This is a genomic window from Pseudomonas glycinae (genome assembly GCF_001594225.2).
Taxonomy (GTDB): domain Bacteria; phylum Pseudomonadota; class Gammaproteobacteria; order Pseudomonadales; family Pseudomonadaceae; genus Aquipseudomonas; species Aquipseudomonas glycinae.
Genome location: NZ_CP014205.2, coordinates 4007280 through 4030531, shown reverse-complemented (window position 1 = coordinate 4030531; position 23252 = coordinate 4007280). Strand labels below are relative to the sequence as shown.

The following is a 23252-nucleotide window of genomic DNA, read 5'->3' as shown; positions in this document are numbered from 1 at the left end:
ACAGCACTCAACTACGATTTGAGCACATTGTCTGCCGGTTCTGCCTGCGCAGATCCGGCGTGCTGTTCCAGTGCCCACTCCACATGCTCTCTCACCAGCTCGGACGGATAATCCCGTCGCGCCTTCAACGCTTCCAGCACCGGAATCGTTGAAGGCGCATTGCCCAGCCCCACTGCCAGATTGCGCAGCCAGCGTTCGTAACCCGCCCGGCGCAGTGGCGAGCCTTCAGTGCTGCTCAGGAACTTGTCTTCATCCCACAAAAACAGCTCGGCCAGTTCGGCATTGTCCAGGTTGTGCCGTGGCTTGAAGTCGCTTTCACCGGACGGACGGGCGAAGCGGTTCCACGGACAGCAGATCTGGCAGTCGTCACAACCGAACACGCGGTTGCCGATCAGTGGCCGCAAGTCTTCGGGAATGGCGCTTTTCAGCTCGATGGTGAGGTAGGAAATGCAGCGTCGCGCATCCAGCACATACGGGCCGACGAAGGCGTTGGTCGGGCAGATGTCCAGGCAGGCGGTGCAGCGTCCGCAGTGTTCGGTGCTGTGTGGGGCGTCCACTGGAAGCGGGAGGTCGACGAACAGTTCGCTGAGAAAGAAGTAACTGCCGGCCTTGCGGTTCAGTACCAGGGTGTTTTTGCCGATCCAGCCCAGTCCGGCCTGTTCGGCGATGGCTTTTTCCAGCACCGGGGCGCTGTCGACGAAGGCGCGGAAGCCGAACGGGCCGATTGCGGATTGAATTTTGTCCGCCAGTTGTTGAACGCGTTTACGGATCAACTTGTGATAATCGCGGCCCAAGGCATATCGCGAAATGTAGGCTTTTTCCGGATTGGCCAACAATTGCGCCATTTGCGTGTCACCCGGCAGGTAGTCCATGCGCAGCGACACCACACGCAGGGTGCCCGGCACCAGCTCTTCGGGGTGCGAGCGTTTACTGCCGTGGGCGCCCATGTAATCCATTTCGCCGTGGTAGCCGGCCTCGAGCCAGCGTTGCAGGTGCTGTTCATGCTCGGCCAGGTCCAGACCGCTGATGCCGACTTGCTGGAAGCCCAGCTCACGCCCCCAGTCCTTGATGGATTGGGCGAGGGCAGGCAGATCTGTGGTGATGGCGGACATGAGGCGAGAGAAACCGGAGCTGAGGTGCGTATAATTCTGCCAGACATCGGAGCCCGAAGACGCATGCCGCACACTAAAGATCAATTACCCGACGCGCTGTACCGTGCCGCGCAAGTGCGCGAACTCGATGAACGGCTGATCGCTGCCGGCACGCCGGGCTTCGAATTGATGCAACGCGCCGCCCACGCTACATGGCGCGCACTGGTGCGCCAATGGCCGTCCGGGAATGAATTGACGGTGTTGGCCGGGCACGGCAACAACGCCGGCGATGGTTATCTGGTGGCAGCGCTCGCTCACCGGGCGGGTTGGTCGGTGCGGGTATTGGCTGTCGGTGCACCGCAGCGTTTGAAGGGTGATGCCGCCGTGGCGCACGCCGAAGCCGTGGCGGATGGCGTCTCGATCTGTGCCTGGGATCCGTCCTGCGAGTTGCGCGGTATTGTCGTTGACGCCTTGCTCGGCACCGGCCTGAGTGGTGAGGTGCGTGAGCCCTATGCCGCTGCGATTGCGGCGATCAATGCCAGCGGGCTGCCGGTGGTGGCAGTCGATATCCCATCCGGGTTGTGCGCCGATACCGGTCATGCGCTGGGTGGGGCAGTGCACGCCGACCTCACCGTGACGTTCATCGGCCTGAAACTCGGGCTGTTCACGGGCGAGGCGGTGGATCATATCGGCGAACTGCTGTTTAACGATCTGCAGGCGTCTGCCGAAAGCTTCAGTGACATTCCTGCCGCCGCTCAACGGCTCAACGCGATTAACCTGCCGCGTCCGGCTGCCCGTGCGCCGGCTGCCCACAAGGGGCGATTCGGCCATGTGCTGCTGATCGGTGGCGATCACGGTTTTGGCGGGGCAATCCTGCTCAGCACCGAAAGCGCCTTGCGCAGCGGGGCAGGGATGGTCTCGGTCGCGACCCGCCCGGAACATGTGCCGGCGGCTTTGAGTCGGGTACCGGAGGCCATGGCACTGGGCGCTTCTTCAGCCAATCAGTTGATGGGGCTGCTGGACAAGGTGTCGGTGCTGGTGGTCGGGCCGGGGCTTGGGCAGGCCAGTTGGGGGCGAGCGCTGTTATCAGCCGCTGCCAATGCAGCGCTGCCGCAGGTATGGGACGCGGATGCGCTGAACCTGCTGGCCCGCGGTTTTGTCAGTTTGCCCAAGGATTGCGTGATCACGCCGCATCCGGGGGAAGCCGCGCGTTTATTGGGGATCAGTACCGCCGAAGTGCAGGCTGATCGTCCGGCGGCGGCGCTGGCGTTGAGCAAAAAATATACAGCGGTGGTGGTGCTCAAGGGCGCGGGCAGTCTGATCGCTCATCCCGATGGCCGTCTGGCGTTGTGTCATCAAGGCCATCCGGCCATGGCCACTGCCGGGCTCGGCGATGTGCTGGCGGGCCTGATCGGCGCGCTGCTGGCCCAGGGCATGGACGGTTTCGATGCCGCATGCCTGGCTGTCTGGCTGCACGCCAACGCCGGTCTGCAACAAGGTAAATTCGGCCGTGGGCTGGCGGCCAGTGATCTGATTCCAGCCATTCGTCAGTTGTTGGAGGAGCATGCACCGTGTCTGAAGTAACCCTGTACCTGGCTGATGAACAGGCCATGAGCGACTTTGGCGCACGCATCGCCCGCATCACGCAGGGCCATGGCCTGATCTTTCTCGAAGGCAACCTCGGGATGGGCAAAACCACGCTGTCGCGGGGCATCATTCGCGGTCTGGGGCATGTGGGGGCGGTGAAAAGTCCGACCTTCACCCTGGTCGAGCCCTACGAGATCGGTGACGTCCGCGCGTTTCACTTCGACCTGTATCGCCTGGTCGATCCGGAGGAGCTGGAGTTTCTCGGGATTCGCGACTATTTCGACGACGATGCTCTGTGTCTGATCGAGTGGCCCGATAAAGGTGCAGGCTTTTTGCCAAAGCCTGACCTGACCATTACCATTAGCCCGCAAGACAGCGGACGTTCGCTGACCATTTTATCCCAGGGCTCGCGCGGCGAGGCCTGGTGTGCCGCTTTGGCATTGGAAACCAATTGAATGATGGGGTTAGGTATGCGCTTTCGCGCGTTGATGGCTGCCGCTGGACTGATGTTGATGGCAGTAACCGTCAACGCTGTGGCCGACACGAAGGTCAACAGCGTGCGCCTGTGGCGGGCGCCGGACAACACGCGACTGGTGTTCGACCTGACAGGCCCGGTGCAGCACAGCGTCTTTACGCTGACCGCGCCGGATCGTCTGGTCATCGACATCAACGGCGCCACCCTCGGCGCGCCGCTGAATGTGCAGACCGCCAACACGCCGATTACCGCCATGCGCTCGGCCCAGCGCACGCCGACTGACCTGCGGGTGGTCATCGACCTGAAAAAGGCGGTCACCCCGAAAAGCTTCTCGCTGGCGCCGAATGCGCAGTACGGCAACCGTCTGGTGGTCGACCTGTTCGACAACCCGGCCGATGCCGCACCGCCGCCTGCGCCGACACCATCAGTTGCCACCGTTCCCGCGGTTCCGGTCACGCCGGCCGAACCTGCGATCAAGCTGCCACCGGCCCCGGCCGGCAAGCGCGACATCATTGTGGTCATCGATGCCGGTCATGGTGGTGAAGACCCGGGTGCGTCCGGTTCTCGCGGTCAGCGTGAGAAAGACGTGGTACTGCAGATCGCCCGCGAATTGCAGCGTCAGGTCAACGGCATGAAAGGCTTCCGCGCCGAGCTGACCCGTACCGGTGACTATTTCATCCCGCTGCGCGGCCGTACCGAGATTGCTCGCAAGAAGGGCGCCGACCTGTTCGTCTCGATCCACGCCGACGCCGCGCCGTCGGCCGCTGCGTTCGGTGCGTCGGTGTTTGCCCTGTCCGACCGTGGCGCCACTTCTGAAACCGCCCGTTGGCTGGCCGACAGTGAAAACCGTTCCGACCTGATCGGCGGTGCCGGCAACGTCAGCCTCGATGACAAGGACCGGATGCTGGCCGGCGTTCTGCTCGACCTGTCGATGACCGCCTCGCTGACCTCCAGTCTCAACGTCGGCCAGAAAGTCCTGACCAACATCGGCCGGGTCACGCCGCTGCACAAGCAACGTGTGGAGCAGGCCGGGTTTATGGTGCTGAAGTCGCCGGACATCCCGTCGATCCTGGTGGAAACCGGCTTCATCTCCAATGCCAACGAAGCGTCGAAACTCTCGGCAGCCAGCCACCAGCAGGCGCTGGCGCGCTCGATCAGCAGCGGCGTGCGCCAGTTCTTCCAGCAGAATCCGCCACCGGGTACCTACATCGCCTGGCTGCGTGATTCGGGCAAGATCGCTCAAGGTCCGCGCGATCACCGGGTAGGTCCGGGTGAGACCGTGGCAATGATTGCCGTGCGTTACCAGATTTCGCCGGCCACGCTGCGCAGTGCCAACAATCTGAAAAGCGATGATCTGAAAGTCGGTCAGCACCTGACCATTCCCGGCACCGAACTGGCGTCCAAAGAATGAACCAGGTGTTGAACGCTGCCCGCATCGAACTGCTCAGCCCGCGGCTGGCGAACCAGATCGCCGCCGGTGAGGTGGTCGAACGCCCGGCCTCGGTGATCAAGGAGTTGCTGGAAAACAGCCTCGACTCCGGCGCCAGGCGTATCGATGTCGATGTCGAGCAGGGCGGCGTCAAACTGCTGCGGGTGCGCGACGACGGCAGCGGCATCTCCGCCGATGACTTGCCGCTGGCCCTGGCCCGTCACGCCACCAGCAAGATCCGTAACCTGGAAGACCTTGAACAGGTGATGAGCCTGGGCTTCCGCGGCGAGGCCCTGGCGTCGATCAGCTCCGTGGCGCGCCTGACCCTGACCTCGCGCACCCGCGATGCCGATCAGGCCTGGCAGGTCGAAACCGAAGGCCGCGACATGGCGCCCCGCGTGCAGCCAGCGGCGCACCCTGTGGGCACGTCGGTGGAAGTCCGTGACCTGTTCTTCAACACCCCGGCGCGACGCAAATTCCTCAAGACTGAAAAAACCGAATTCGATCACCTGCAAGAAGTGATCAAGCGTCTGGCGCTGGCGCGTTTTGACGTGGCCTTCCATCTGCGCCACAACGGCAAGACCATCCTCAGCCTGCACGAAGCCCACGATGACGCGGCCCGCGCCCGGCGTGTGGCGGCGATCTGCGGTTCGGGCTTTCTTGAGCAGGCGTTGCCGATCGAAATCGAGCGCAATGGCCTGCATTTGTGGGGCTGGGTCGGTCTGCCGACCTTCAACCGCAGTCAGGCTGACTTGCAATATTTCTTCGTCAACGGCCGTGCGGTGCGCGACAAACTGGTGGCCCACGCGGTGCGTCAGGCTTATCGCGATGTGCTGTTCAACGGCCGGCACCCCACGTTTGCGCTGTTTTTCGAGGTCGATCCGGCAGCGGTCGACGTCAACGTGCACCCGACCAAGCACGAAGTGCGCTTCCGTGACGGGCGCATGGTGCATGATTTCCTTTATGGCACCTTGCACCGTGCCCTCGGCGATGTGCGACCGGAAGATCAGCTTGCCGGTTCGGTCACCACCGCGATTGTCCGGCCAACCGGCCTTGAAGCCGGTGAGTTCGGGCCGCAGGGCGAAATGCGTCTGGCTGCCAACGCGTTGCTGGAGCAACCGCAGGCGCAACCGGCGTTCAATACCTCGTCGGGTGCCAGCGCTGGCGGCGCTTATCAGTATCAATACACGCCGCGCCCGCAATCGACCGTGCCGGTTGCCGAGGCTCAGGCTGCGTACCGCGAGTTTTTCGCGCCGCTGCCTGAAGCGAATGCCAATGCGCTGCCGGCCGGTCAGGAAGACATTCCGCCGCTTGGCTATGCGCTGGCGCAGCTCAAGGGCATCTATATTCTGTCCGAGAACGCCCAGGGCCTGGTTTTGGTGGACATGCACGCCGCTCACGAGCGGATCATGTATGAGCGCCTGAAAATTGCCATGGCCAGCGAAGGCCTGAGTGGCCAGCCGCTGCTGGTGCCGGAATCGCTGGCGGTCAGTCAACGCGAGGCCGATTGCGCTGAAGAGCATGCGGCATGGTTCCAGCGCCTTGGTTTCGAATTGCAGCGCCTTGGACCGGAAACCCTGGCCATCCGGCAGATCCCGGCCCTGCTCAAACAGGCCGAAGCTAAACGTCTGGTGGGCGATGTTCTGTCGGACTTGATGGAATACGGCACTAGCGACCGGATCCAGGCGCATCTGAACGAACTGCTCGGCACCATGGCCTGCCACGGCGCGATCCGCGCCAACCGGCGCCTGGCCCTGCCGGAAATGAACGGCCTGCTGCGCGACATGGAAAACACCGAGCGCAGCGGTCAATGCAACCATGGCCGACCGACCTGGACCCAGTTGGGCCTGGACGATCTGGACAAACTGTTCCTGCGCGGTCGTTGATGAGCCAGCTTCCTCCAGCGATTTTCCTGATGGGCCCGACCGCTGCGGGCAAGACCGACCTGGCCATCGAGCTGACCAAGGTGCTGCCGTGCGAGCTGATCAGCGTCGATTCGGCGCTGGTCTATCGCGGCATGGACATCGGTACCGCCAAGCCGTCCAAGGAGCTGCTGGCCGAATTTCCCCACCGCTTGATCGACATTCTCGACCCGGCCGAAGCCTATTCGGCAGCGGATTTCCGCCGCGATGCGCTGGAGGCCATGACCGATATCACCGCACGCGGAAAAATTCCGCTGCTGGTGGGCGGCACGATGCTCTACTACAAGGCTTTGATCGACGGTCTGGCGGACATGCCGGCGGCCGATCCCGACGTTCGCGCGCAGATCGAAGAAGAGGCTGCACGCCTTGGCTGGCAAGCCCTGCACGATCAACTGGCGGTCATCGATCCGGAGTCGGCGGCGCGCATCCATCCGAACGATCCGCAACGACTGAGTCGTGCGCTGGAAGTTTATCGGGTCAGCGGTCAGAGCATGACTGAACTGCGGCTGAAACAATCTGTACAAAGTACCGAAGCGGCCGCATCGGGACTGCAACAATTGCCCTATACTGTCGCGAACCTGGCGATTGCTCCAACTAATCGGCAGGTACTGCACGAGCGCATTAAACAAAGATTCACAAATATGCTGGAACAGGGATTCATCGACGAGGTCGTAGCCCTGCGTAATAGAAGTGACCTGCATGCCGGGTTGCCGTCTATACGTGCGGTAGGCTACCGCCAGGTCTGGGACTACCTGGATGGCAAGCTGACGTCGGCCGAGATGCAGGAGCGGGGCATCATCGCCACGCGCCAATTGGCCAAACGCCAGTTCACCTGGCTGCGCAGCTGGAAAGATTTACACTGGCTCGACAGTCTGGATTGCGACAATCTGCCACGCGCCTTGAAATACCTTGGGACGATCTCCATATTGAGCTGAGTCCTTGCAATTGCCGTCTATCCTTGGGGGTGTGGCGGCAAAAGCCATCTGTTTACCTATTTTTTATATTGAATCCTTAAAGGAGTGCGGCACATGTCAAAAGGGCATTCGCTACAAGACCCTTACTTGAATACTTTACGTAAAGAGAAAGTGGGGGTTTCCATCTACCTGGTGAACGGGATCAAATTGCAAGGCACGATCGAGTCGTTCGACCAGTTCGTTATCCTGCTGAAGAACACCGTCAGCCAGATGGTTTACAAACACGCTATCTCTACAGTCGTGCCGGTTCGTCCAATTCGTCTGCCAAGCGCAACCGAATCCGAAGCAGGTGACGCTGAGCCAGGTAACGCCTGATAGGAGTCTCCTTTGTTCTTTGAGCGCCACGGTGGTGGTGAACGGGTCATTCTCGTTCACTTGGATGGACAGGACCCTGAGGCGCGCGAAGATCCGCAGGAGTTTCAGGAACTGGCAAATTCGGCAGGCGCCGAGACCGTTGCGTTTTTTAACGTGCCGCGTCATCGGCCAACCGCCAAATACCTGATTGGCAGCGGCAAGGTCGAGGAACTGCGCGACCTGGTCCACGCCGAAGAAGCCGATCTGGTGATCTTCAATCACACCCTTACGCCCAGTCAGGAACGTAACCTCGAACGTGTTTTCGAGTGTCGCGTGATCGACCGTACCGGTCTGATTCTCGATATTTTCGCCCAACGCGCCCGTACCCATGAGGGCAAGCTCCAGGTAGAACTGGCCCAGCTTGACCATATGAGCACCCGGCTGGTTCGCGGCTGGACTCACCTTGAGCGTCAGGGTGGCGGTATCGGCATGCGCGGCCCGGGTGAAACCCAGCTCGAAACCGACCGGCGACTGCTGCGGGTTCGCCTGCGCCAGATCAAGGGGCGGCTGGAAAAAGTGCGCAGCCAGCGCGAACAGTCGCGTCGCGGCCGCTCGCGTGCGGATATCCCTACCGTTTCTCTGGTGGGATACACCAACGCCGGTAAATCCACGCTGTTCAATAATGTGACGAAGTCCGAGGTGTACGCGGCTGACCAGTTGTTCGCCACGCTGGACCCGACCTTGCGCCGTCTGGAACTGGACGACCTGGGGCCGATTGTCCTGGCCGACACCGTGGGTTTCATTCGCCACTTGCCGCACAAACTGGTCGAGGCATTTCGGTCTACGCTCGAAGAGTCGAGCAACTCCGACCTGCTGTTGCACGTGATTGATGCGGCGGAACCGGATCGCATGTTGCAGATCGAGCAGGTGATGGTGGTGCTGGGCGAGATCGGTGCCCAGGACTTGCCGATCCTCGAGGTCTATAACAAACTCGATTTGCTTGAAGGCGTTGAGCCACAAATCCAGCGCGATGAAAACGGCAAGCCCCAACGGGTCTGGTTGTCAGCCCGTGATGGCACCGGTCTGGAATTGCTTGAGCAAGCCATTGCCGAATTGCTGGGCAGTGATTTGTTTGTCGGAACCTTGCGTTTGCCCCAGCGGTTTGCGCGTCTGCGTGCACAGTTCTTCGAGCTGGGCGCGGTACAGAAAGAAGAATACGACGAAGAAGGGGTCAGCTTGCTGGCCATTCGATTGCCACGCTCGGAGCTCAATCGGCTGGTCAGTCGTGAGGGCGTTGTGCCGACGGAGTTCATCGAGCAACACACTTTGCAATAAAAGCCTGACAAAGCGGTTGTGCCGCAACGGCAGGCATTCTGTAGCATTGGTCGGCGCGCCGTGGGTGCGTCTTTGCTTTATCAGATGGAGAGCGCTATGGCTTGGAATGAGCCGGGTGGCAACTCGAACAATCAGGATCCTTGGGGTGGCAAGCGTCGCAACAACGGCGACCGCAAGGGACCGCCGGATCTCGACGAGGCCTTCCGAAAGCTGCAGGAAAGCCTGAACGGGTTGTTCGGTGGTGGAAAAAAACGCGGTGATGACGGTGGTGGCTCGGGCAAGAGTGGTGGCTTTGGCGGCCTCCTCGGCATCGGCCTGGTCGTGCTGGCGGCCGTCTGGCTGTACAGCGCGGTGTACGTCGTGGACGAGCAGGAGCAAGCCGTGGTGCTGCGCTTCGGCAAGTACTACGAGACTGTCGGTCCCGGCCTGAACATCTACTTCCCGCCGATCGACAAGAAGTACATGGAGAACGTCACGCGTGAGCGTGCCTACACCAAGCAGGGCCAGATGCTGACCGAAGACGAGAACATCGTCGAAGTGCCGCTGACCGTGCAGTACAAGATCAGCAACCTGCAGGACTTCGTGCTGAACGTCGACCAGCCGGAAATCAGCCTGCAACATGCGACCGACAGTGCACTGCGCCATGTGGTGGGTTCAACCGCGATGGACCAGGTGCTGACCGAAGGTCGTGAGCTGATGGCCAGCGAAATCAAGGAGCGTCTGCAACGCTTCCTCGATACCTATCGCACCGGTATCACCGTCACCCAGGTCAACGTACAGAGCGCAGCGGCACCGCGTGAAGTGCAGGAAGCCTTCGATGACGTGATCCGCGCCCGAGAGGACGAGCAGCGTTCGCGCAACCAGGCTGAAACCTACGCCAATGGCGTGGTGCCGGAAGCCCGTGGTCAGGCCCAGCGGATCCTTGAAGATGCCAACGGCTACCGTGACGAAACGGTCTCGCGCGCCAAGGGTGAGGCAGATCGTTTCACCAAGCTGGTCGCCGAGTATCGCAAGGCGCCGGAAGTCACCCGTGAGCGTCTGTACCTGGACACCATGCAGGAAGTCTTCAGCAATACCAGCAAGGTACTCGTGACCGGCAACAAGAACGGCCAGAGCAACCTGCTGTACCTGCCGCTGGACAAGATGGTCGAAAGTGGTCGCAACACCAGCGCTCCGGTGAACAGTGCGGCAGCCACCAGCAATGAAGCCAATGCACGTGCCGCAGCCGATCTGCAGCAACAGCAGGCGCGTACCAGGGAGAGTCGCTGATGAGCAATAAATCGCTGATCGCCCTTATTGTCGGCGTTGTCGTGGCGATCGCTGCCTGGAACTGCTTCTACATCGTCGCTCAGACCGAGCGCGCGGTGTTGCTGCAATTCGGTCGCGTGGTTCAGGCTGACGTTCAGCCGGGTCTGCATGTGAAGGTTCCTTACGTCAACCAGGTGCGCAAGTTCGACGCCCGCCTGATGACGCTGGATGCGCCGACACAGCGTTTCCTGACACTGGAAAAGAAAGCCGTGATGGTCGATGCCTACGCCAAGTGGCGCGTGAAAGATGCCGAGCGCTTCTACACCGCAACGTCCGGCCTCAAGCAGATCGCCGACGAGCGTCTGTCCCGTCGTCTGGAATCGGGTCTGCGTGACCAGTTCGGTAAGCGCACCCTGCACGAAGTTGTGTCGGGTGAGCGCGATGCGCTGATGGCTGATATCACCGCGTCGCTGAACAAGATGGCGGAAAAGGAGCTGGGTATCGAAGTCGTCGATGTCCGGGTCAAGGCCATCGATCTGCCGAAAGAAGTGAACCGCAGCGTGTTCGAGCGCATGAGCACCGAGCGTGAGCGTGAAGCTCGCGAGCACCGCGCCAAGGGTAACGAGCTGGCCGAAGGCATCCGTGCCGACGCCGATCGTCAACGCCGTGTGCTGCTGGCTGAAGCCTATCGTGAATCCGAAGAGATTCGTGGTGATGGCGACGCCCAGGCCGCTGCGATCTACTCCAAGGCATACGGCCAGGATCAGGAGTTCTACGCGTTTTACCGTAGCCTGCGTGCCTACCGTGAAAGCTTCGCGAACAAATCCGACGTCATGGTCCTCGACCCAAGCAGCGACTTCTTCAAGTATCTGGAGAAGGCCAAGCCTTGATACGACGTTGACCCGAATCATTCCGCCCGGCGGCTAATACCTCGGGCGGGGTGATCCTTTGGGAAAACGTGTGTATGATGCGGCAGCCGGGAAATTCCCGGCTTTTTTGCGTCTGCACGTTTGATTGCTGTTTTTGTTGTAGAAGAACGGGTTGAATGGCCCGACAGTTTTTCGAGGAAAGTGATGGGCGAAGCCGGTAACAGGCCTTTCGCCGCGTCGTTCATGCGCGTGCGTTTTGAACGGGTCGGTCATTTTCTGCTTCACTCAAGGCTCGCCCTCGGGCTGGCCGCCCGGATCTAAGGGGAATGGCGTAATGGCAACGGTAGACCGCTGGCTGCTGCCAGATGGCATCGAAGAAGTACTGCCACCGGAAGCGGCGCGCATTGAAGTCGCGCGTCGTCAGGTGTTGGATCTGTTCCAGAGCTGGGGTTACGAGTTCGTCGTGACTCCCCATATCGAGTACCTGGAATCCCTGCTGACCGGCGCGGGCCAGGACCTGGATCTGCGTACCTTCAAGGTCATCGACCCGCAATCGGGCCGGCAGATGGGTTTCCGTGCCGACATCACGCCGCAAGTGGCGCGCATCGATGCGCACACCCTGCGTCGCGAAGGCCCGAGCCGTCTGTGCTACGCCGGCAGCGTCCTGCATGCCCAGCCGCGTGCCTTGTCGTCCTCGCGCAGCCCGATCCAGTTGGGCGCCGAGTTGTACGGCGATGCCAGCCCGAGCAGCGACGTCGAAGTCATCAGCCTGATGCTGGCCATGCTGCAACTGGCCGATGTGCCGGACGTGCACATGGACCTCGGGCATGTCGGCATCTACCGCGGTCTGGCCCAGGCGGCCGGTCTGTCGGGTGAAGTCGAGCAGCAGTTGTTCGATGCGTTGCAACGCAAGGCCATCGACGAGGTCATTACCTTGACCGAAGGCCTGCCGGCCGATCTGTCCGGCATGTTGCGCGCGCTGGTCGACCTGTGCGGCGGCCGTGAAGTCCTGACCGCTGCCCGCGAGCGTCTGGCCAATGCGCCGGCGCCGGTACTGGCGGCGCTGGAAGATTTGCTGGCGATCGCCGAGCGTCTGTCGGTGCGCTTCCCGGAGCTGCCGCTGTACTTCGACCTCGGCGAGCTGCGCGGTTATCACTACCACACCGGTGTGGTGTTCGCGGTGTTCGTGCCGGGTGTTGGCCAGTCCATCGCCCAGGGCGGTCGCTACGACGACATCGGCGCCGACTTCGGTCGCGCCCGTCCGGCCACCGGCTTCTCCACCGATTTGAAAACCCTGGTGACCCTGGGGCGTGCTGAGATCGAGCTACCGTCTGGCGGTATCTGGATGCCTGACAGTACGGATGCGGCACTCTGGCAGCAGGTTTGCCAGTTGCGCAGTGAGGGTCAGCGTGTCGTTCAGGCGTTGCCTGGACAACCTTTGGCCGCCGCCCGTGATGCGGACTGCGACCGGCAATTGATCCAGCAGAACGGGCTTTGGCAAGTATCGCCACTGGCTTCTTGAGTTTTCCTGCCGGCTGATGCCGGCACCAAGTTTGCGCGAATGAGGACAAGTGTTATGGGTAAGAATGTCGTAGTCCTGGGCACCCAATGGGGTGATGAGGGCAAAGGCAAGATCGTTGATCTGCTGACCGAACATGCTGCCGCCGTAGTGCGCTACCAGGGTGGCCACAACGCCGGTCACACTCTGGTGATCGACGGTGAAAAAACCGTCTTGCACCTGATCCCGTCGGGCGTGCTGCGCGAAGGCGTGCAGTGCCTGATCGGCAACGGCGTGGTGGTTGCACCTGACGCCCTGCTGCGCGAGATCACCAAGCTGGAAGAGAAAGGCGTACCGGTGCGCGAGCGCCTGCGTATCAGCCCTTCCTGCCCGCTGATCCTGTCCTTCCACGTGGCGCTGGACCAGGCCCGTGAAAAGGCCCGCGGCGAGCTGAAGATCGGTACGACCGGTCGCGGCATCGGCCCGGCTTACGAAGACAAGGTTGCACGTCGTGGTCTGCGTGTTGGCGACCTGCTCAACATGCCGCGCTTTGAAGACAAGCTGCGTGAACTGGTGGACTACCACAACTTCATGCTGGTCGGTTACTACAAAGAGCCTGCCATCGAGTACGAAAAGACGCTGGCCGAGTGCAAGGAATACGCCGAGCTGCTCAAGCCGCTGATGCTGGACGTGACTGCCGAGCTGCACGACCTGCGTCGCGCCGGCAAAGACATCATGTTCGAAGGTGCCCAGGGTTCGTTGCTCGACATCGACCACGGCACCTACCCGTACGTGACCAGCTCCAACACCACCGCGGGTGGCGTTGCTACCGGCTCGGGCGTTGGCCCGATGTTCCTGGACTACATCCTGGGCATCACCAAGGCTTACACCACTCGCGTGGGTTCGGGCCCATTCCCGACCGAGCTGTTCGACGAAGTCGGTGCGCACCTGGCCAAGCAAGGTCACGAGTTCGGCGCTACCACCGGCCGTGCCCGTCGTTGCGGCTGGTTCGACGCCGTTATCCTTCGTCGCGCTATCGATGTGAACAGCATCTCGGGCATCTGCCTGACCAAGCTGGACGTACTCGACGGCCTGGAAACCATCAACATCTGTACCGGCTACAAAGATGCGCAAGGCAACGCGGTTGCCCCGACTGACGCTGACAGCTACGTAGGCCTGCAGCCTGTGTACGAAGAAGTGCCGGGCTGGAGCGAATCGACCGTCGGCGCCAAGACTCTGGAAGAGCTGCCGGCCAACGCGCGTGCCTACATCAAACGCGTTGAAGAGTTGATCGGCGCGCCGATCGACATTATTTCGACGGGCCCGGACCGCAACGAAACCATCGTGCTGCGTCATCCGTTCGCTTGATAAGTCGTTGATGTAAAAACACAAAGGCCCCTTCATCGGGGCCTTTGTCGTTTATGCCTGTTGGACGGCATGACCTTTGCTGTGATTCTGTCTACAAGAGTGCCATCAAATTAATGGCGTCAGAAGTAGAGGGATTCAAAGTGTCAGCCGTTCTCTCACTGTTACAAAGCCGTTTGTTGCGGCCTGTGTTCGTTACCCTTGGTATCGCCCTTTTGGTGCAAGTGCTGGTGGCCGTCGCCCTGACGCGGAGCACCGTCACCGCGCTGGAAGCCGATCTCGGCACTCGCCTGGGCGCCGACAGCCAGAAGTTGTCCGGTGAGCTGGAGCAGGCCGGGCGTGAAGTCACGTCGAGTCTCGACAACCTTTCCTCTAGTACCCGTCAGCGTCTTACCGCCGGTCTTTCCTCGCGTCTGAAGGAAGAGCAGGCGCAACTGCGTGCGACTCTGGAAAAAGACCTGAAGGATTCGGCCAATGACATGGCCCAGTTGCTGGCCTCGGTGGCGCCCCGTGCCATGTGGGACAGCGACGTGCCGACCCTGTCCGAATTCGCCCGTCGGGCTCAGCGCAATCCCAACGTGCTGTTCGTGGTGTATGACGACGCCACCGGCCAGCATCTGACTCGCTACCTCAACCGCGAAAACCCGATCAACAAGGCCCTTTTGGAAAAAGGCCAGGGCGAGCGGGCGCTGGACAAGGTGCTGGATGCGGCGAAGAACGATCCGTCGGTCTACTACCTGGAAGCCTCGATCAACCCCAATGGCGTGGAGATCGGCAAGGTGTTGATGGGCGTCTCCACCGCTTCGGTTGAAACCGATCTGGCGGCGCTCGACCAGCGCTTCTCGGCGTTGATTGCCAGCAGCGATCAACTGGTGGGCGACAGTCTCAAAGGTGCTGCTGCCGACAGTGCCACCGCCATGCAGGCTCGCCTGCAATCGGCGCAGTCCACGGCTGCCGAGATGAAAGCCAACACCACCAGTACCGTGCAGGATGCTGCTGCAACGCTGCGCTGGCGCATCGGCATGGGCCTGGCGCTGGTCGGGGCTGGGGTGCTGTTGCTGCTGGCAGTGGTGCTCGGTCATCGGGTCGTCAATCGTCTGAAAATGCTCAACGCCGCCATGGATGATCTGGCGGCGGGCGAGGGCGATCTGACCAAGCGCGTGCAGATCAACAGCAAGGATGAGATCGGCGACATGGCTTCGGCGGTCAACCGCTTTGTGGACAAGTTGCAGCCGATCGTGCGCGAGGCCGGGGATGTGGCTCAGCGTACCGGTGTGGAAATCGGCGCCATGACCCTGCGCAACGCCGGTGCCGATGCGGCGGCCGGGATGCAGCGCGATGAAGTGGCCGAGAGTCTGCGGGCGCTGTCGCAAATGGCCGATGAAGCGCAATCGGAAAGCCATGCGATGCAGGCCGCATTGAAGCAGGTGGTGGATATTCGCCAGGCCACCGACGAGAACACTCGCACCTCGGCCAAGGTCGGCAGCCTGATCGAGGCGCTGGCGGGGCAGGTCGATACCGGGGCGAAAGTCATCGAGCGGCTGGCGCAGCAGAGCGAGCAGATCGAAGTGGTGCTGACCGTGATTCACGGCATCGCCGAACAGACCAACCTGCTGGCGCTCAACGCTGCGATCGAGGCCGCAAGGGCCGGTGAAACCGGGCGCGGGTTTGCGGTGGTGGCGGATGAGGTCCGGGCGCTGGCGAGCAAGACCCAAAGCTCCACCGGTGACATCCAGGCGCACATTGTGGCCCTGCAGCAGGGCGCCCGTGAAGCGGTCGAGGCGATCGGTCAGGCCGGGCGTCAGGCCAGCGAAGGCTTGCTGGTGCTGCGTGACAGCGCGCGTTTGCAGCAGTCGGTGCAGGCGTCGGTCGAGCAGGTGCATGCGGCGATTGGTTTGGCGACTCAGGCCGCGGCGCATCAGGCGCAGGGCGCGCAAGCTGTGCGTGGGCGCGTCGAGACGATTCATGCCCAGGCCGAGAAAGCCGCTCAGGCCGTGGTCGAGACCACGGCCAGCGGCAAGGTGCTGGATGGTCTGGCGGCGCAGCTCAAGGCCAGTCTGGGGCAGTTCCGGGCCTGATAGTCCGGGCAAAAAAAATCGCAGCCTCGGCTGCGATTTTTTTATCGGCTCAAATACATCCGGGTCGTCAGCAGGTACACCGGCAACCCTGACACCACAATAAGCAGCGCCGCATAAGGCGCTGCGGCTGCGAACTCGACATTCGCGGTGTGCGCCCAGACTTCCGTCGCCAATGTGTTGAGCCCTGTGGGGCTTAGCAGCAACGTCGCCGTCAGTTCCTTCATGGCATCCAGAAATACCAGCGCAAACGCTGCGCCCAGGGCCGGGAAGATGATCGGTAGAGTCACCCGGCAGAAAGCCGTGAACGAAGAGGCGCCCAGCGTGCGGGCGGCTTCTTCGAGTTGCGGCGCCGCCTTGTTCAGCGCCGTACGGATCGGTGCCTGAGCCAGTGGCAGAAACAGCAGTGCATAAGCGATCAGCAATAGCGCGGAGGTCTGGTAAAGCGCCGGCACGTAATGCAGGGCGAAATACACCAGCGTCAGGGCGATCACCAATCCCGGCAGGGCGTGCAGCAGATAGGGCAGGCGCTCGGCCCAGATCGCCAGTTGGCCTTTGTAGCGCACCACCAGCAACCCGACCGGCACTGCCAGCACCAGACACAATCCCGCGCCACCCAGCGATAGCGCCAGCGACGACAGCAATGCTTCGGTGATTGCCGCCACCGGGAAGGCCGCTGACGACCCCACGGCGAGCCAGTAGGCCAGCATGCCCAGCGGAACTCCGCTGCCGACAATCGCCAGCATCAGGCAATACAGCTGACCGACGATCGCCCAAGGGCCCAGTCGCACTTGTTCAGCTCGACGCGCCGCACCCTGACCGGTGCGTACGTGCCGGCCCTTGCCGCGCACCCGCAGCTCCAGCCACAACAGCATCAAGCACAGCGCCAGCAATACCGCCGACAGCATCGCCGCGTTGGCATTGCTGAATTCCAGTTCGAATTGCTGATAGATCGCTGTGGTGAAAGTTTGCAGGCCAATGATCGACAGTGCGCCGAATTCCACCAGCATGTGCAGCGCAATCAGCAGCGAACCGGCCAGCAGCGAAGGCCAGAGCAGCGGCAGGGTGACGCGGAAAAACACGCCCCAGCGATTCTGTCCGAGTGTGCGCGCCGATTCTTCAAGAGAAGGATCAAGATTGCGCAGTGTGGCGGCTACCGGCAGAAAGATCAGCGGGTACTTGGACAGGCTCATCACCAGGATCGCCCCGCCGAGTCCTTCGAACTGGGCACTGAGCGAAACCCAAGTGAAGCTGCTGACAAATGCCGGCACTGCGAACGGCAGGCAAAGAATCACGCCCCACAGCTGTCGGCCCGGCAGATTGCTGCGCTCCAACAGCCAGGCCAGCGACAGGCCGATCACACCGCAGGTCACGGTCACGCCAACCATCAGTGCCAGTGTGTTGCGCAGCAGGCCAAACACATACGGGCGCCACAGCAAATGTAGCGCTTCGGTCCAGCCCGCCTGCCAGGCTTTGAGCCCGACGTAGGCCAGCGGCAACAGGCTCATGACCACCAACAGCAACACCGGCAGCACCAGCCAGATCGACGGCCGCTTGCGTCGTGGCGTATAACCCCCGCGTGTAGCGGGGGCGGATAACGATGCCGTCATCAGTTCAAGCCAACTTCGCGTTCCAGCTCCAGCGCTTCTTCGGCGTTGCCCAGGTCGGCCGGCGTGACGTCCGGTGCTTCCAGTTCGCTGAACGGCTTGAGACCGCGATCCGATTCCATGCCTTTGTGCAGCGGGTACTCGGCGGTGGTCTGGGTGATCACACGCTGACCTTCTTCGCTGGCCATGTAGGCGAGGAATTGCTGGGCTTCTTTTGGATGTTTGCTGGACTTCAGCACGGCTGCGCTGGACACGGTGATCAGGCCGCCGACATCGCCGCCGGTGAAGTAATGCAGTTTAGAATCAAGCTTGCCTTTCTCTCGCTGCAGGGCGAACCAGTAATAGTTGTTTACCAGCACCGTGGCGACTTCGCCGTTTTCCACAGCCTTGAGGGCGACCATATTGTTGCTGTAGGTCTTGCCGAATGCGCGCAGGCCGGTCAGCCATTCTTCGGCGGCTTCGCGGCCGTGCTTTTTGATGATCGCCACGGCCTGTTCCTGGAATGCGCCGCTGGTCGGGACGAAGCCGACCTTGCCTTGCCACTGCGGATCGGCGAAATCCAGCACCGATTTCGGCAAATCTTTTTCGTCGATCAGTTTCGGGTTGAAGGCCACCACGCGAACCCGGGCGGTCACTCCGATCCAGGTGCCGTTGCCGGCGACGTATTCTTTCGGCAGAACGGCCAGGGTCGCGTCGTCAGCCTTGGCCAGCAGACCTTGTTCGCCGAGGTTGTTCAGCGGTGGGGATTCTTCGGTGTAGATGACGTCGGCGGGGGAGCGGTCGCCTTCTTCGATGATCTGGCTGGCCAGCTGATTGCTGCTGCCCTTGCGTACATTGACGTGAATGCCGGTCTTGGCCTCGAAGGCTTTGGCGATCGCGTCGCCGACTTCCTTGTGTTGACCGTTGTAGAGAGTCAGGGAAACCGCGTCGGCAGCCTGGGTGAGGGGAGTGGCGAGTGCCAGGCCGAGCAGGGTGAAGGTCAAGCCGCGGCGCAGGGTATTTCGAAACATCATTCGCAGGGTTCCTCACTGTCGCATTGCAAAAACTTGCAACAATGATAAACGATATTGTTTCTCAAGTGCGCTTTGCGAGGAGAGGTAGTGTTTGCCAGGTGTCGGCTCTCAAGCTTTTCCAAACCCCGGAAACGCAAAAACCCGCTTTCGCGGGTTTTTGTGAAATTCAAGATCGTGACCTTGAATTTGAATTGGTGCCCAGAAGAAGACTCGAACTTCCACGACCGTAAGGTCACCAGCACCTGAAGCTGGCGTGTCTACCAATTTCACCATCTGGGCTTCATCTTCAGCGTTGCCGCTGTTGATGTGGCGCACTATACGGAGCGCCTTTTGATCTGTAAACCCCTGATTTGATTTTAATAAATCATTCTCAGAAAAAGCTGGAAAGCAGAATGCAAAAAACCCGCTTTCGCGGGTTTTTGTGGGAGTCTTGAAACTGATCTAGTCTCAAACTCGAAATTGGTGCCCAGGAGAAGACTCGAACTTCCACGACCGTAAGGTCACCAGCACCTGAAGCTGGCGTGTCTACCAATTTCACCACCTGGGCATCTCGTCAACGTGTGTACGTCGTCGATGGCGCGCACTATACGGAGCGCCTTTTTAACTGTAAACCCCTGTCAGCAAAAAAAATGATTTTTTTTACCGGCGGTGTTCAAAACGCCCTTCAGGCGACGATACAAGGCCCCAGACGTGCCTTATATAGTCGGAAATTTCCCGTTTGATGGCGCCTATGCCAAACTAACCCGCATATAGACAAGGTGAAAACTCTCTAATGGCCGATTGGCAGTCCCTCGATCCCGAGGCCGCTCGTGAAGCGGAAAAATACGAAAACCCTATTCCCAGCCGCGAACTGATCCTTCAGCACCTTGCTGATCGGGGTTCGCCTGCTGCCCGCGAGCAACTGGTCGAAGAGTTTGGTCTGACCACAGAAGACCAGATCGAAGCCCTGCGCCGCCGCCTGCGCGCCATGGAGCGCGATGCTCAACTGATCTATACCCGCCGTGGCACCTATGCGCCGGTGGACAAACTCGACCTGATCCTCGGTCGCATCAGCGGTCACCGCGACGGCTTCGGTTTCCTGGTGCCGGATGACGGCTCCGATGACCTGTTCATGAGCCCGGCGCAAATGCGTCTGGTGTTTGACGGCGACCGTGCTCTGGCCCGTGTTTCCGGCCTGGACCGTCGCGGTCGTCGCGAAGGCGTGATCGTTGAAGTGGTGTCCCGTGCCCACGAAAGCATCGTCGGCCGCTATTTCGAAGAAGGCGGTATCGGCTTCGTTGTTGCGGACAACCCGAAGATCCAGCAGGAAGTGCTGGTCACCCCGGGCCGCAACGCCAACGCCCAGATCGGTCAGTTCGTCGAGGTGAAAATCACCCACTGGCCGACCCCGCGCTTCCAGCCGCAAGGCGATGTGATTGAAGTCGTCGGCAACTACATGGCGCCGGGCATGGAAATCGATGTCGCCCTGCGCACCTACGACATTCCGCACGTTTGGCCTGAAGCCGTTCTGAAGGAAGCCGGCAAGCTCAAGCCGGAAGTCGAAGAGAAAGACAAAGAGAAGCGCGTCGACCTGCGCCATCTGCCGTTCGTCACCATCGACGGCGAAGATGCCCGCGACTTCGACGACGCGGTCTACTGCGAAGCCAAGCCAGGCAAGCTGCGCCTGTTTTCCGGCGGCTGGAAGTTGTATGTGGCGATTGCCGACGTTTCCAGCTACGTGAAGATCGGTTCGGCTCTGGACAACGAAGCCCAGGTGCGCGGCAACTCGGTGTACTTCCCCGAGCGTGTGGTGCCGATGCTGCCGGAGCAGCTGTCCAACGGCCTGTGCTCGCTGAATCCACATGTCGATCGTCTGGCCATGGTTTGCGAGATGACCATCTCCAAGTCCGGCGAAATGACCGACTACTGCTTCTATGAAGCGGTGATCCACTCCCACGCCCGTCTGACCTACAACAAGGTCAGCGCGATGCTGGAAACGCCAAAAGCCACCGAAGGGCGCAAGTTGCGCGGTGAATACACCGACGTCTTGCCGCACCTCAAGCAGCTCTATGCGCTGTACAAGGTATTGCTGGCCGCTCGTCACGTGCGTGGCGCGATCGATTTCGAAACGCAGGAAACCCGGATCATCTTCGGTTCCGAGCGCAAGATTGCCGAGATCCGTCCGACCACCCGTAACGACGCGCACAAGCTGATCGAGGAATGCATGCTGGCGGCCAACGTGGCCACCGCCGAATTCCTGAAAAAACACGAAATCCCTGCGCTGTACCGCGTCCACGACGGTCCGCCACCGGAGCGTCTGGAAAAGCTGCGCGCGTTCCTCGGTGAGCTCGGACTATCCCTGCACAAAGGCAAGGATGGTCCGTCGCCGAAGGACTATCAGGCCCTGTTGGCCAGCATCAAGGATCGTCCGGATTTCCACCTGATCCAGACCGTGATGCTGCGCTCCCTGAGTCAGGCGGTGTACAGCGCCCAGAACGAAGGCCACTTCGGCCTGAATTACGAAGCCTACACCCACTTCACCTCGCCGATCCGTCGTTACCCGGACCTGCTCACGCACCGGGCGATCCGCAGCGTGATCCATTCGAAACAGGACACCCCGCACGTTCGCCGTGCCGGTGCGATGACCATTCCGAAGGCGCGCATCTATCCGTACGACGAAGCAGCGCTGGAGCAACTCGGCGAGCAGTGCTCGATGAGCGAGCGCCGTGCCGACGAAGCGACCCGCGACGTAGTGAACTGGCTCAAGTGCGAGTTCATGAAGGACCGCGTGGGCGAATCGTTCCCGGGCGTGATCACTGCCGTGACCGGTTTTGGCCTGTTCGTCGAGCTGACCGATATCTATGTCGAAGGTCTGGTACACGTGACGGCGCTGCCGGGCGATTACTACCACTTTGACCCTGTGCATCACCGCCTGGCGGGCGAGCGCACCGGTCGCAGCTTCCGTCTTGGCGATACCGTTGAAGTGCGGGTCATGCGCGTCGATCTCGACGAGCGCAAGATCGACTTCGAGATGGCTGAAAAAACCATCAGCGCGCCGATCGGCCGCAAGAAGCGTGGCACCGAGACGACCGCTCCTGCAGCCAAGGTTGTGGAAGAAAAGGCTCCGGCAAAAACCGCCAGCCGTCGTCCGGCCAAGGAAAAGGCTGTCGAGGCCTATCGTCCAAGCGATGCCGTGGCGAAAAACGCCGAGCTGCGCAAAAGCCGTGAAATGAAGAAGGCCTTGCTGGCCGACGCCAAAAACGGTGGTAAAGCGGCGTCCGGGGGAAAGACCGGACGGTCGGCGCCTGACAAGGCCTCCGGCGGCAAGCCAGCCAAACCGAGCAAACACCGCAAAGGCCCGCCAAAAGCGGGTTCCGCTCCAGCCAAAAGCGGCGGGGCGCGTAAACCGAAGGCGAAGTCATGAGTCAGTTGGAAAAAATCTACGGCGTTCACGCGGTAGAAGCGTTGCTGCGTCACCACCCAAAACGCGTCAAGCAGATCTGGCTGGCCGAAAGCCGCAATGATCCGCGCGTGCAGACGCTAATCGAACTGGCCAACGAAAACCGGGTCCAGATCGGTCAGGCCGAGCGCCGCGAAATGGACGCCTGGGTCGAAGGCGTGCACCAGGGCGTGGTGGCGGACGTCAGTCCGAGCCAGGTCTGGGGCGAAGCGATGCTCGACGAGCTGCTTGATCGCACCGAAGGCGCGCCGTTGCTGTTGGTGCTCGACGGCGTGACCGATCCGCACAACCTCGGCGCCTGCCTGCGTTCGGCGGATGCTGCCGGTGCGCTGGCGGTCATCGTGCCAAAAGACAAGTCGGCCACCCTGACCCCTGTGGTGCGTAAAGTGGCTTGCGGCGCGGCGGAAGTCATTCCGCTGGTGGCCGTCACCAACCTTGCGCGAACCCTGGAAAAACTTCAGCAGCGCGGGTTGTGGATTGTCGGCACGGCAGGCGAGGCCGAGGTCAGCATCTATGACCAGGACCTGACCGGCCCGACCATTCTGATTATGGGCGCCGAAGGCAAAGGCATGCGTCGCCTGACCCGCGAGCATTGCGATTACCTGGTGCATTTGCCGATGGCCGGTAGCGTCAGCAGTCTCAACGTGTCGGTTGCAACGGGTGTTTGCCTGTTCGAGGCCCAGCGCCAGCGTGGTGCCAAGTCCAAGGCGGCTGCCAAGAAGGCTTAAGCCTTACGCAGTCCAAAATGTGGGAGCGAGCCTGCTCGCGAAGCGGAGTTACATTCAGCATCATTGTTGGATGTTAAGCCGCTATCGCGAGCAAGCCCGCTCCCACAGTGCTTTGTGGTGTGGCAGAAAGTGTGACTGTTCAAATAATCACCAATTGCCTTGCGCCTCTTCAGTCCCTTCTCTACAATTGCGCCCCTTGCTGTGGCGGCAGGCATGCATGTGCCCCGCGCCAGCAAGTCCATAAGTGTCATTCACTCCTTGTCTGACCGTTTTTGAGCGGCAGGCTACAACCCGTAAGGAGCA

General features: G+C 61.2%; 17 protein-coding genes and 2 tRNA genes. 14 read left to right on the top strand and 5 right to left on the bottom strand.

What is annotated here, in order from left to right:
- Positions 1-11: 11 nt before the first annotated feature.
- Positions 12-1112 (bottom strand): tRNA epoxyqueuosine(34) reductase QueG, encoded by a 1101-nt coding sequence (gene queG, locus AWU82_RS18355; protein WP_064379093.1) that lies wholly within the window; start codon positions 1110-1112, stop codon positions 12-14.
- A 63-nt stretch (positions 1113-1175) separates the two neighbouring features.
- Between queG and AWU82_RS18350 the strand changes: the two genes are divergently transcribed.
- From AWU82_RS18350 to AWU82_RS18295, 12 genes are all read left to right on the top strand, one after another.
- Positions 1176-2675 carry a bifunctional ADP-dependent NAD(P)H-hydrate dehydratase/NAD(P)H-hydrate epimerase gene (locus AWU82_RS18350; protein ID WP_064379094.1) on the top strand — a complete coding sequence of 500 codons (1500 nt, stop codon included), beginning with the start codon at positions 1176-1178 and terminating at the stop codon, positions 2673-2675.
- Positions 2663-3133 carry a tRNA (adenosine(37)-N6)-threonylcarbamoyltransferase complex ATPase subunit type 1 TsaE gene (tsaE, locus tag AWU82_RS18345; RefSeq protein WP_064379095.1) on the top strand — a complete coding sequence of 157 codons (471 nt, stop codon included), beginning with the start codon at positions 2663-2665 and terminating at the stop codon, positions 3131-3133. Before AWU82_RS18350 ends, tsaE begins: the two co-directional genes overlap by 13 nt.
- Before the next feature lie 51 nt (positions 3134-3184).
- Positions 3185-4564 (top strand): N-acetylmuramoyl-L-alanine amidase, encoded by a 1380-nt coding sequence (locus tag AWU82_RS18340; RefSeq protein WP_371915557.1) that lies wholly within the window; start codon positions 3185-3187, stop codon positions 4562-4564.
- 5 nt (positions 4565-4569) lie between these two features.
- Positions 4570-6468: a DNA mismatch repair endonuclease MutL gene (mutL, locus tag AWU82_RS18335; protein ID WP_190241589.1), complete on the top strand. Its 1899-nt coding sequence runs from the start codon at positions 4570-4572 to the stop codon at positions 6466-6468.
- Positions 6468-7439 (top strand): tRNA (adenosine(37)-N6)-dimethylallyltransferase MiaA, encoded by a 972-nt coding sequence (gene miaA / locus AWU82_RS18330; protein WP_064379098.1) that lies wholly within the window; start codon positions 6468-6470, stop codon positions 7437-7439. Before mutL ends, miaA begins: the two co-directional genes overlap by 1 nt.
- A gap of 93 nt (positions 7440-7532) precedes the next feature.
- On the top strand, positions 7533-7793 hold the full coding sequence (hfq, locus tag AWU82_RS18325; protein ID WP_007902656.1) for an RNA chaperone Hfq: 261 nt from the start codon (positions 7533-7535) through the stop codon (positions 7791-7793).
- 12 nt (positions 7794-7805) lie between these two features.
- On the top strand, positions 7806-9107 hold the full coding sequence (gene hflX, locus AWU82_RS18320) for a ribosome rescue GTPase HflX (protein WP_064379099.1): 1302 nt from the start codon (positions 7806-7808) through the stop codon (positions 9105-9107).
- A gap of 96 nt (positions 9108-9203) precedes the next feature.
- Positions 9204-10376 carry an FtsH protease activity modulator HflK gene (gene hflK, locus AWU82_RS18315; RefSeq protein ID WP_064379100.1) on the top strand — a complete coding sequence of 391 codons (1173 nt, stop codon included), beginning with the start codon at positions 9204-9206 and terminating at the stop codon, positions 10374-10376.
- A complete protein-coding gene (hflC, locus tag AWU82_RS18310; RefSeq protein ID WP_064379101.1) occupies positions 10376-11245 on the top strand; it encodes a protease modulator HflC in 870 nt (289 codons plus the stop codon). Before hflK ends, hflC begins: the two co-directional genes overlap by 1 nt.
- Positions 11246-11558: 313 nt before the next feature.
- Entirely contained in the window at positions 11559-12746 is a 1188-nt protein-coding gene (locus AWU82_RS18305) for an ATP phosphoribosyltransferase regulatory subunit (RefSeq protein ID WP_007950716.1), read from the top strand.
- A 54-nt stretch (positions 12747-12800) separates the two neighbouring features.
- Positions 12801-14090 carry an adenylosuccinate synthase gene (locus tag AWU82_RS18300; protein WP_064379102.1) on the top strand — a complete coding sequence of 430 codons (1290 nt, stop codon included), beginning with the start codon at positions 12801-12803 and terminating at the stop codon, positions 14088-14090.
- Positions 14091-14230: 140 nt separating this feature from the next.
- The gene (locus tag AWU82_RS18295) at positions 14231-16165 is read left to right on the top strand and encodes a methyl-accepting chemotaxis protein (protein ID WP_041475493.1); all 1935 of its coding nucleotides are present in this window, start codon (positions 14231-14233) and stop codon (positions 16163-16165) included.
- Positions 16166-16206: 41 nt separating this feature from the next.
- On the opposite strand, the gene AWU82_RS18290 is transcribed toward AWU82_RS18295, so the two are convergent.
- The 4 genes from AWU82_RS18290 to AWU82_RS18275 all read right to left on the bottom strand — a co-directional run bounded on the left by AWU82_RS18290 (position 16207) and on the right by AWU82_RS18275 (position 19329).
- On the bottom strand, positions 16207-17772 hold the full coding sequence (locus tag AWU82_RS18290) for an ABC transporter permease (protein ID WP_064379103.1): 1566 nt from the start codon (positions 17770-17772) through the stop codon (positions 16207-16209).
- Complete coding sequence (locus AWU82_RS18285) at positions 17772-18782, bottom strand: extracellular solute-binding protein (protein ID WP_064379104.1); 1011 nt, start codon at positions 18780-18782, stop codon at positions 17772-17774. Before AWU82_RS18285 ends, AWU82_RS18290 begins: the two co-directional genes overlap by 1 nt.
- A 192-nt stretch (positions 18783-18974) precedes the next feature.
- Positions 18975-19061, bottom strand: a tRNA-Leu gene (locus AWU82_RS18280).
- Between the two features lie 181 nt (positions 19062-19242).
- Positions 19243-19329: transfer RNA gene (locus tag AWU82_RS18275), tRNA-Leu, on the bottom strand.
- A 225-nt stretch (positions 19330-19554) separates the two neighbouring features.
- On the opposite strand from AWU82_RS18275, the gene rnr reads away from it, so the two are divergent.
- Positions 19555-22185, top strand: coding sequence for a ribonuclease R (gene rnr, locus AWU82_RS18270; RefSeq protein ID WP_064379105.1), 2631 nt, complete (start codon positions 19555-19557; stop codon positions 22183-22185).
- Positions 22182-22949, top strand: coding sequence for a 23S rRNA (guanosine(2251)-2'-O)-methyltransferase RlmB (rlmB, locus tag AWU82_RS18265; protein ID WP_064379106.1), 768 nt, complete (start codon positions 22182-22184; stop codon positions 22947-22949). The genes rnr and rlmB overlap by 4 nt, the downstream gene beginning before the upstream one ends.
- Positions 22950-23252: the final 303 nt, after the last annotated feature.

Coding starts and splice junctions, on each gene's coding strand:
- queG (WP_064379093.1), bottom strand. CDS start 1,112: ATGTCCGCCATCACCACAGATCTGCCTGCCCTCGCCCAATCCATCAAG.
- AWU82_RS18350 (WP_064379094.1), top strand. CDS start 1,176: ATGCCGCACACTAAAGATCAATTACCCGACGCGCTGTACCGTGCCGCG.
- AWU82_RS18340 (WP_371915557.1), top strand. CDS start 3,185: ATGTTGATGGCAGTAACCGTCAACGCTGTGGCCGACACGAAGGTCAAC.
- miaA (WP_064379098.1), top strand. CDS start 6,468: ATGAGCCAGCTTCCTCCAGCGATTTTCCTGATGGGCCCGACCGCTGCG.
- hfq (WP_007902656.1), top strand. CDS start 7,533: ATGTCAAAAGGGCATTCGCTACAAGACCCTTACTTGAATACTTTACGT.
- hflK (WP_064379100.1), top strand. CDS start 9,204: ATGGCTTGGAATGAGCCGGGTGGCAACTCGAACAATCAGGATCCTTGG.
- hflC (WP_064379101.1), top strand. CDS start 10,376: ATGAGCAATAAATCGCTGATCGCCCTTATTGTCGGCGTTGTCGTGGCG.
- AWU82_RS18305 (WP_007950716.1), top strand. CDS start 11,559: ATGGCAACGGTAGACCGCTGGCTGCTGCCAGATGGCATCGAAGAAGTA.
- AWU82_RS18300 (WP_064379102.1), top strand. CDS start 12,801: ATGGGTAAGAATGTCGTAGTCCTGGGCACCCAATGGGGTGATGAGGGC.
- AWU82_RS18290 (WP_064379103.1), bottom strand. CDS start 17,772: ATGACGGCATCGTTATCCGCCCCCGCTACACGCGGGGGTTATACGCCA.
- AWU82_RS18285 (WP_064379104.1), bottom strand. CDS start 18,782: ATGATGTTTCGAAATACCCTGCGCCGCGGCTTGACCTTCACCCTGCTC.
- rnr (WP_064379105.1), top strand. CDS start 19,555: ATGGCCGATTGGCAGTCCCTCGATCCCGAGGCCGCTCGTGAAGCGGAA.
- rlmB (WP_064379106.1), top strand. CDS start 22,182: ATGAGTCAGTTGGAAAAAATCTACGGCGTTCACGCGGTAGAAGCGTTG.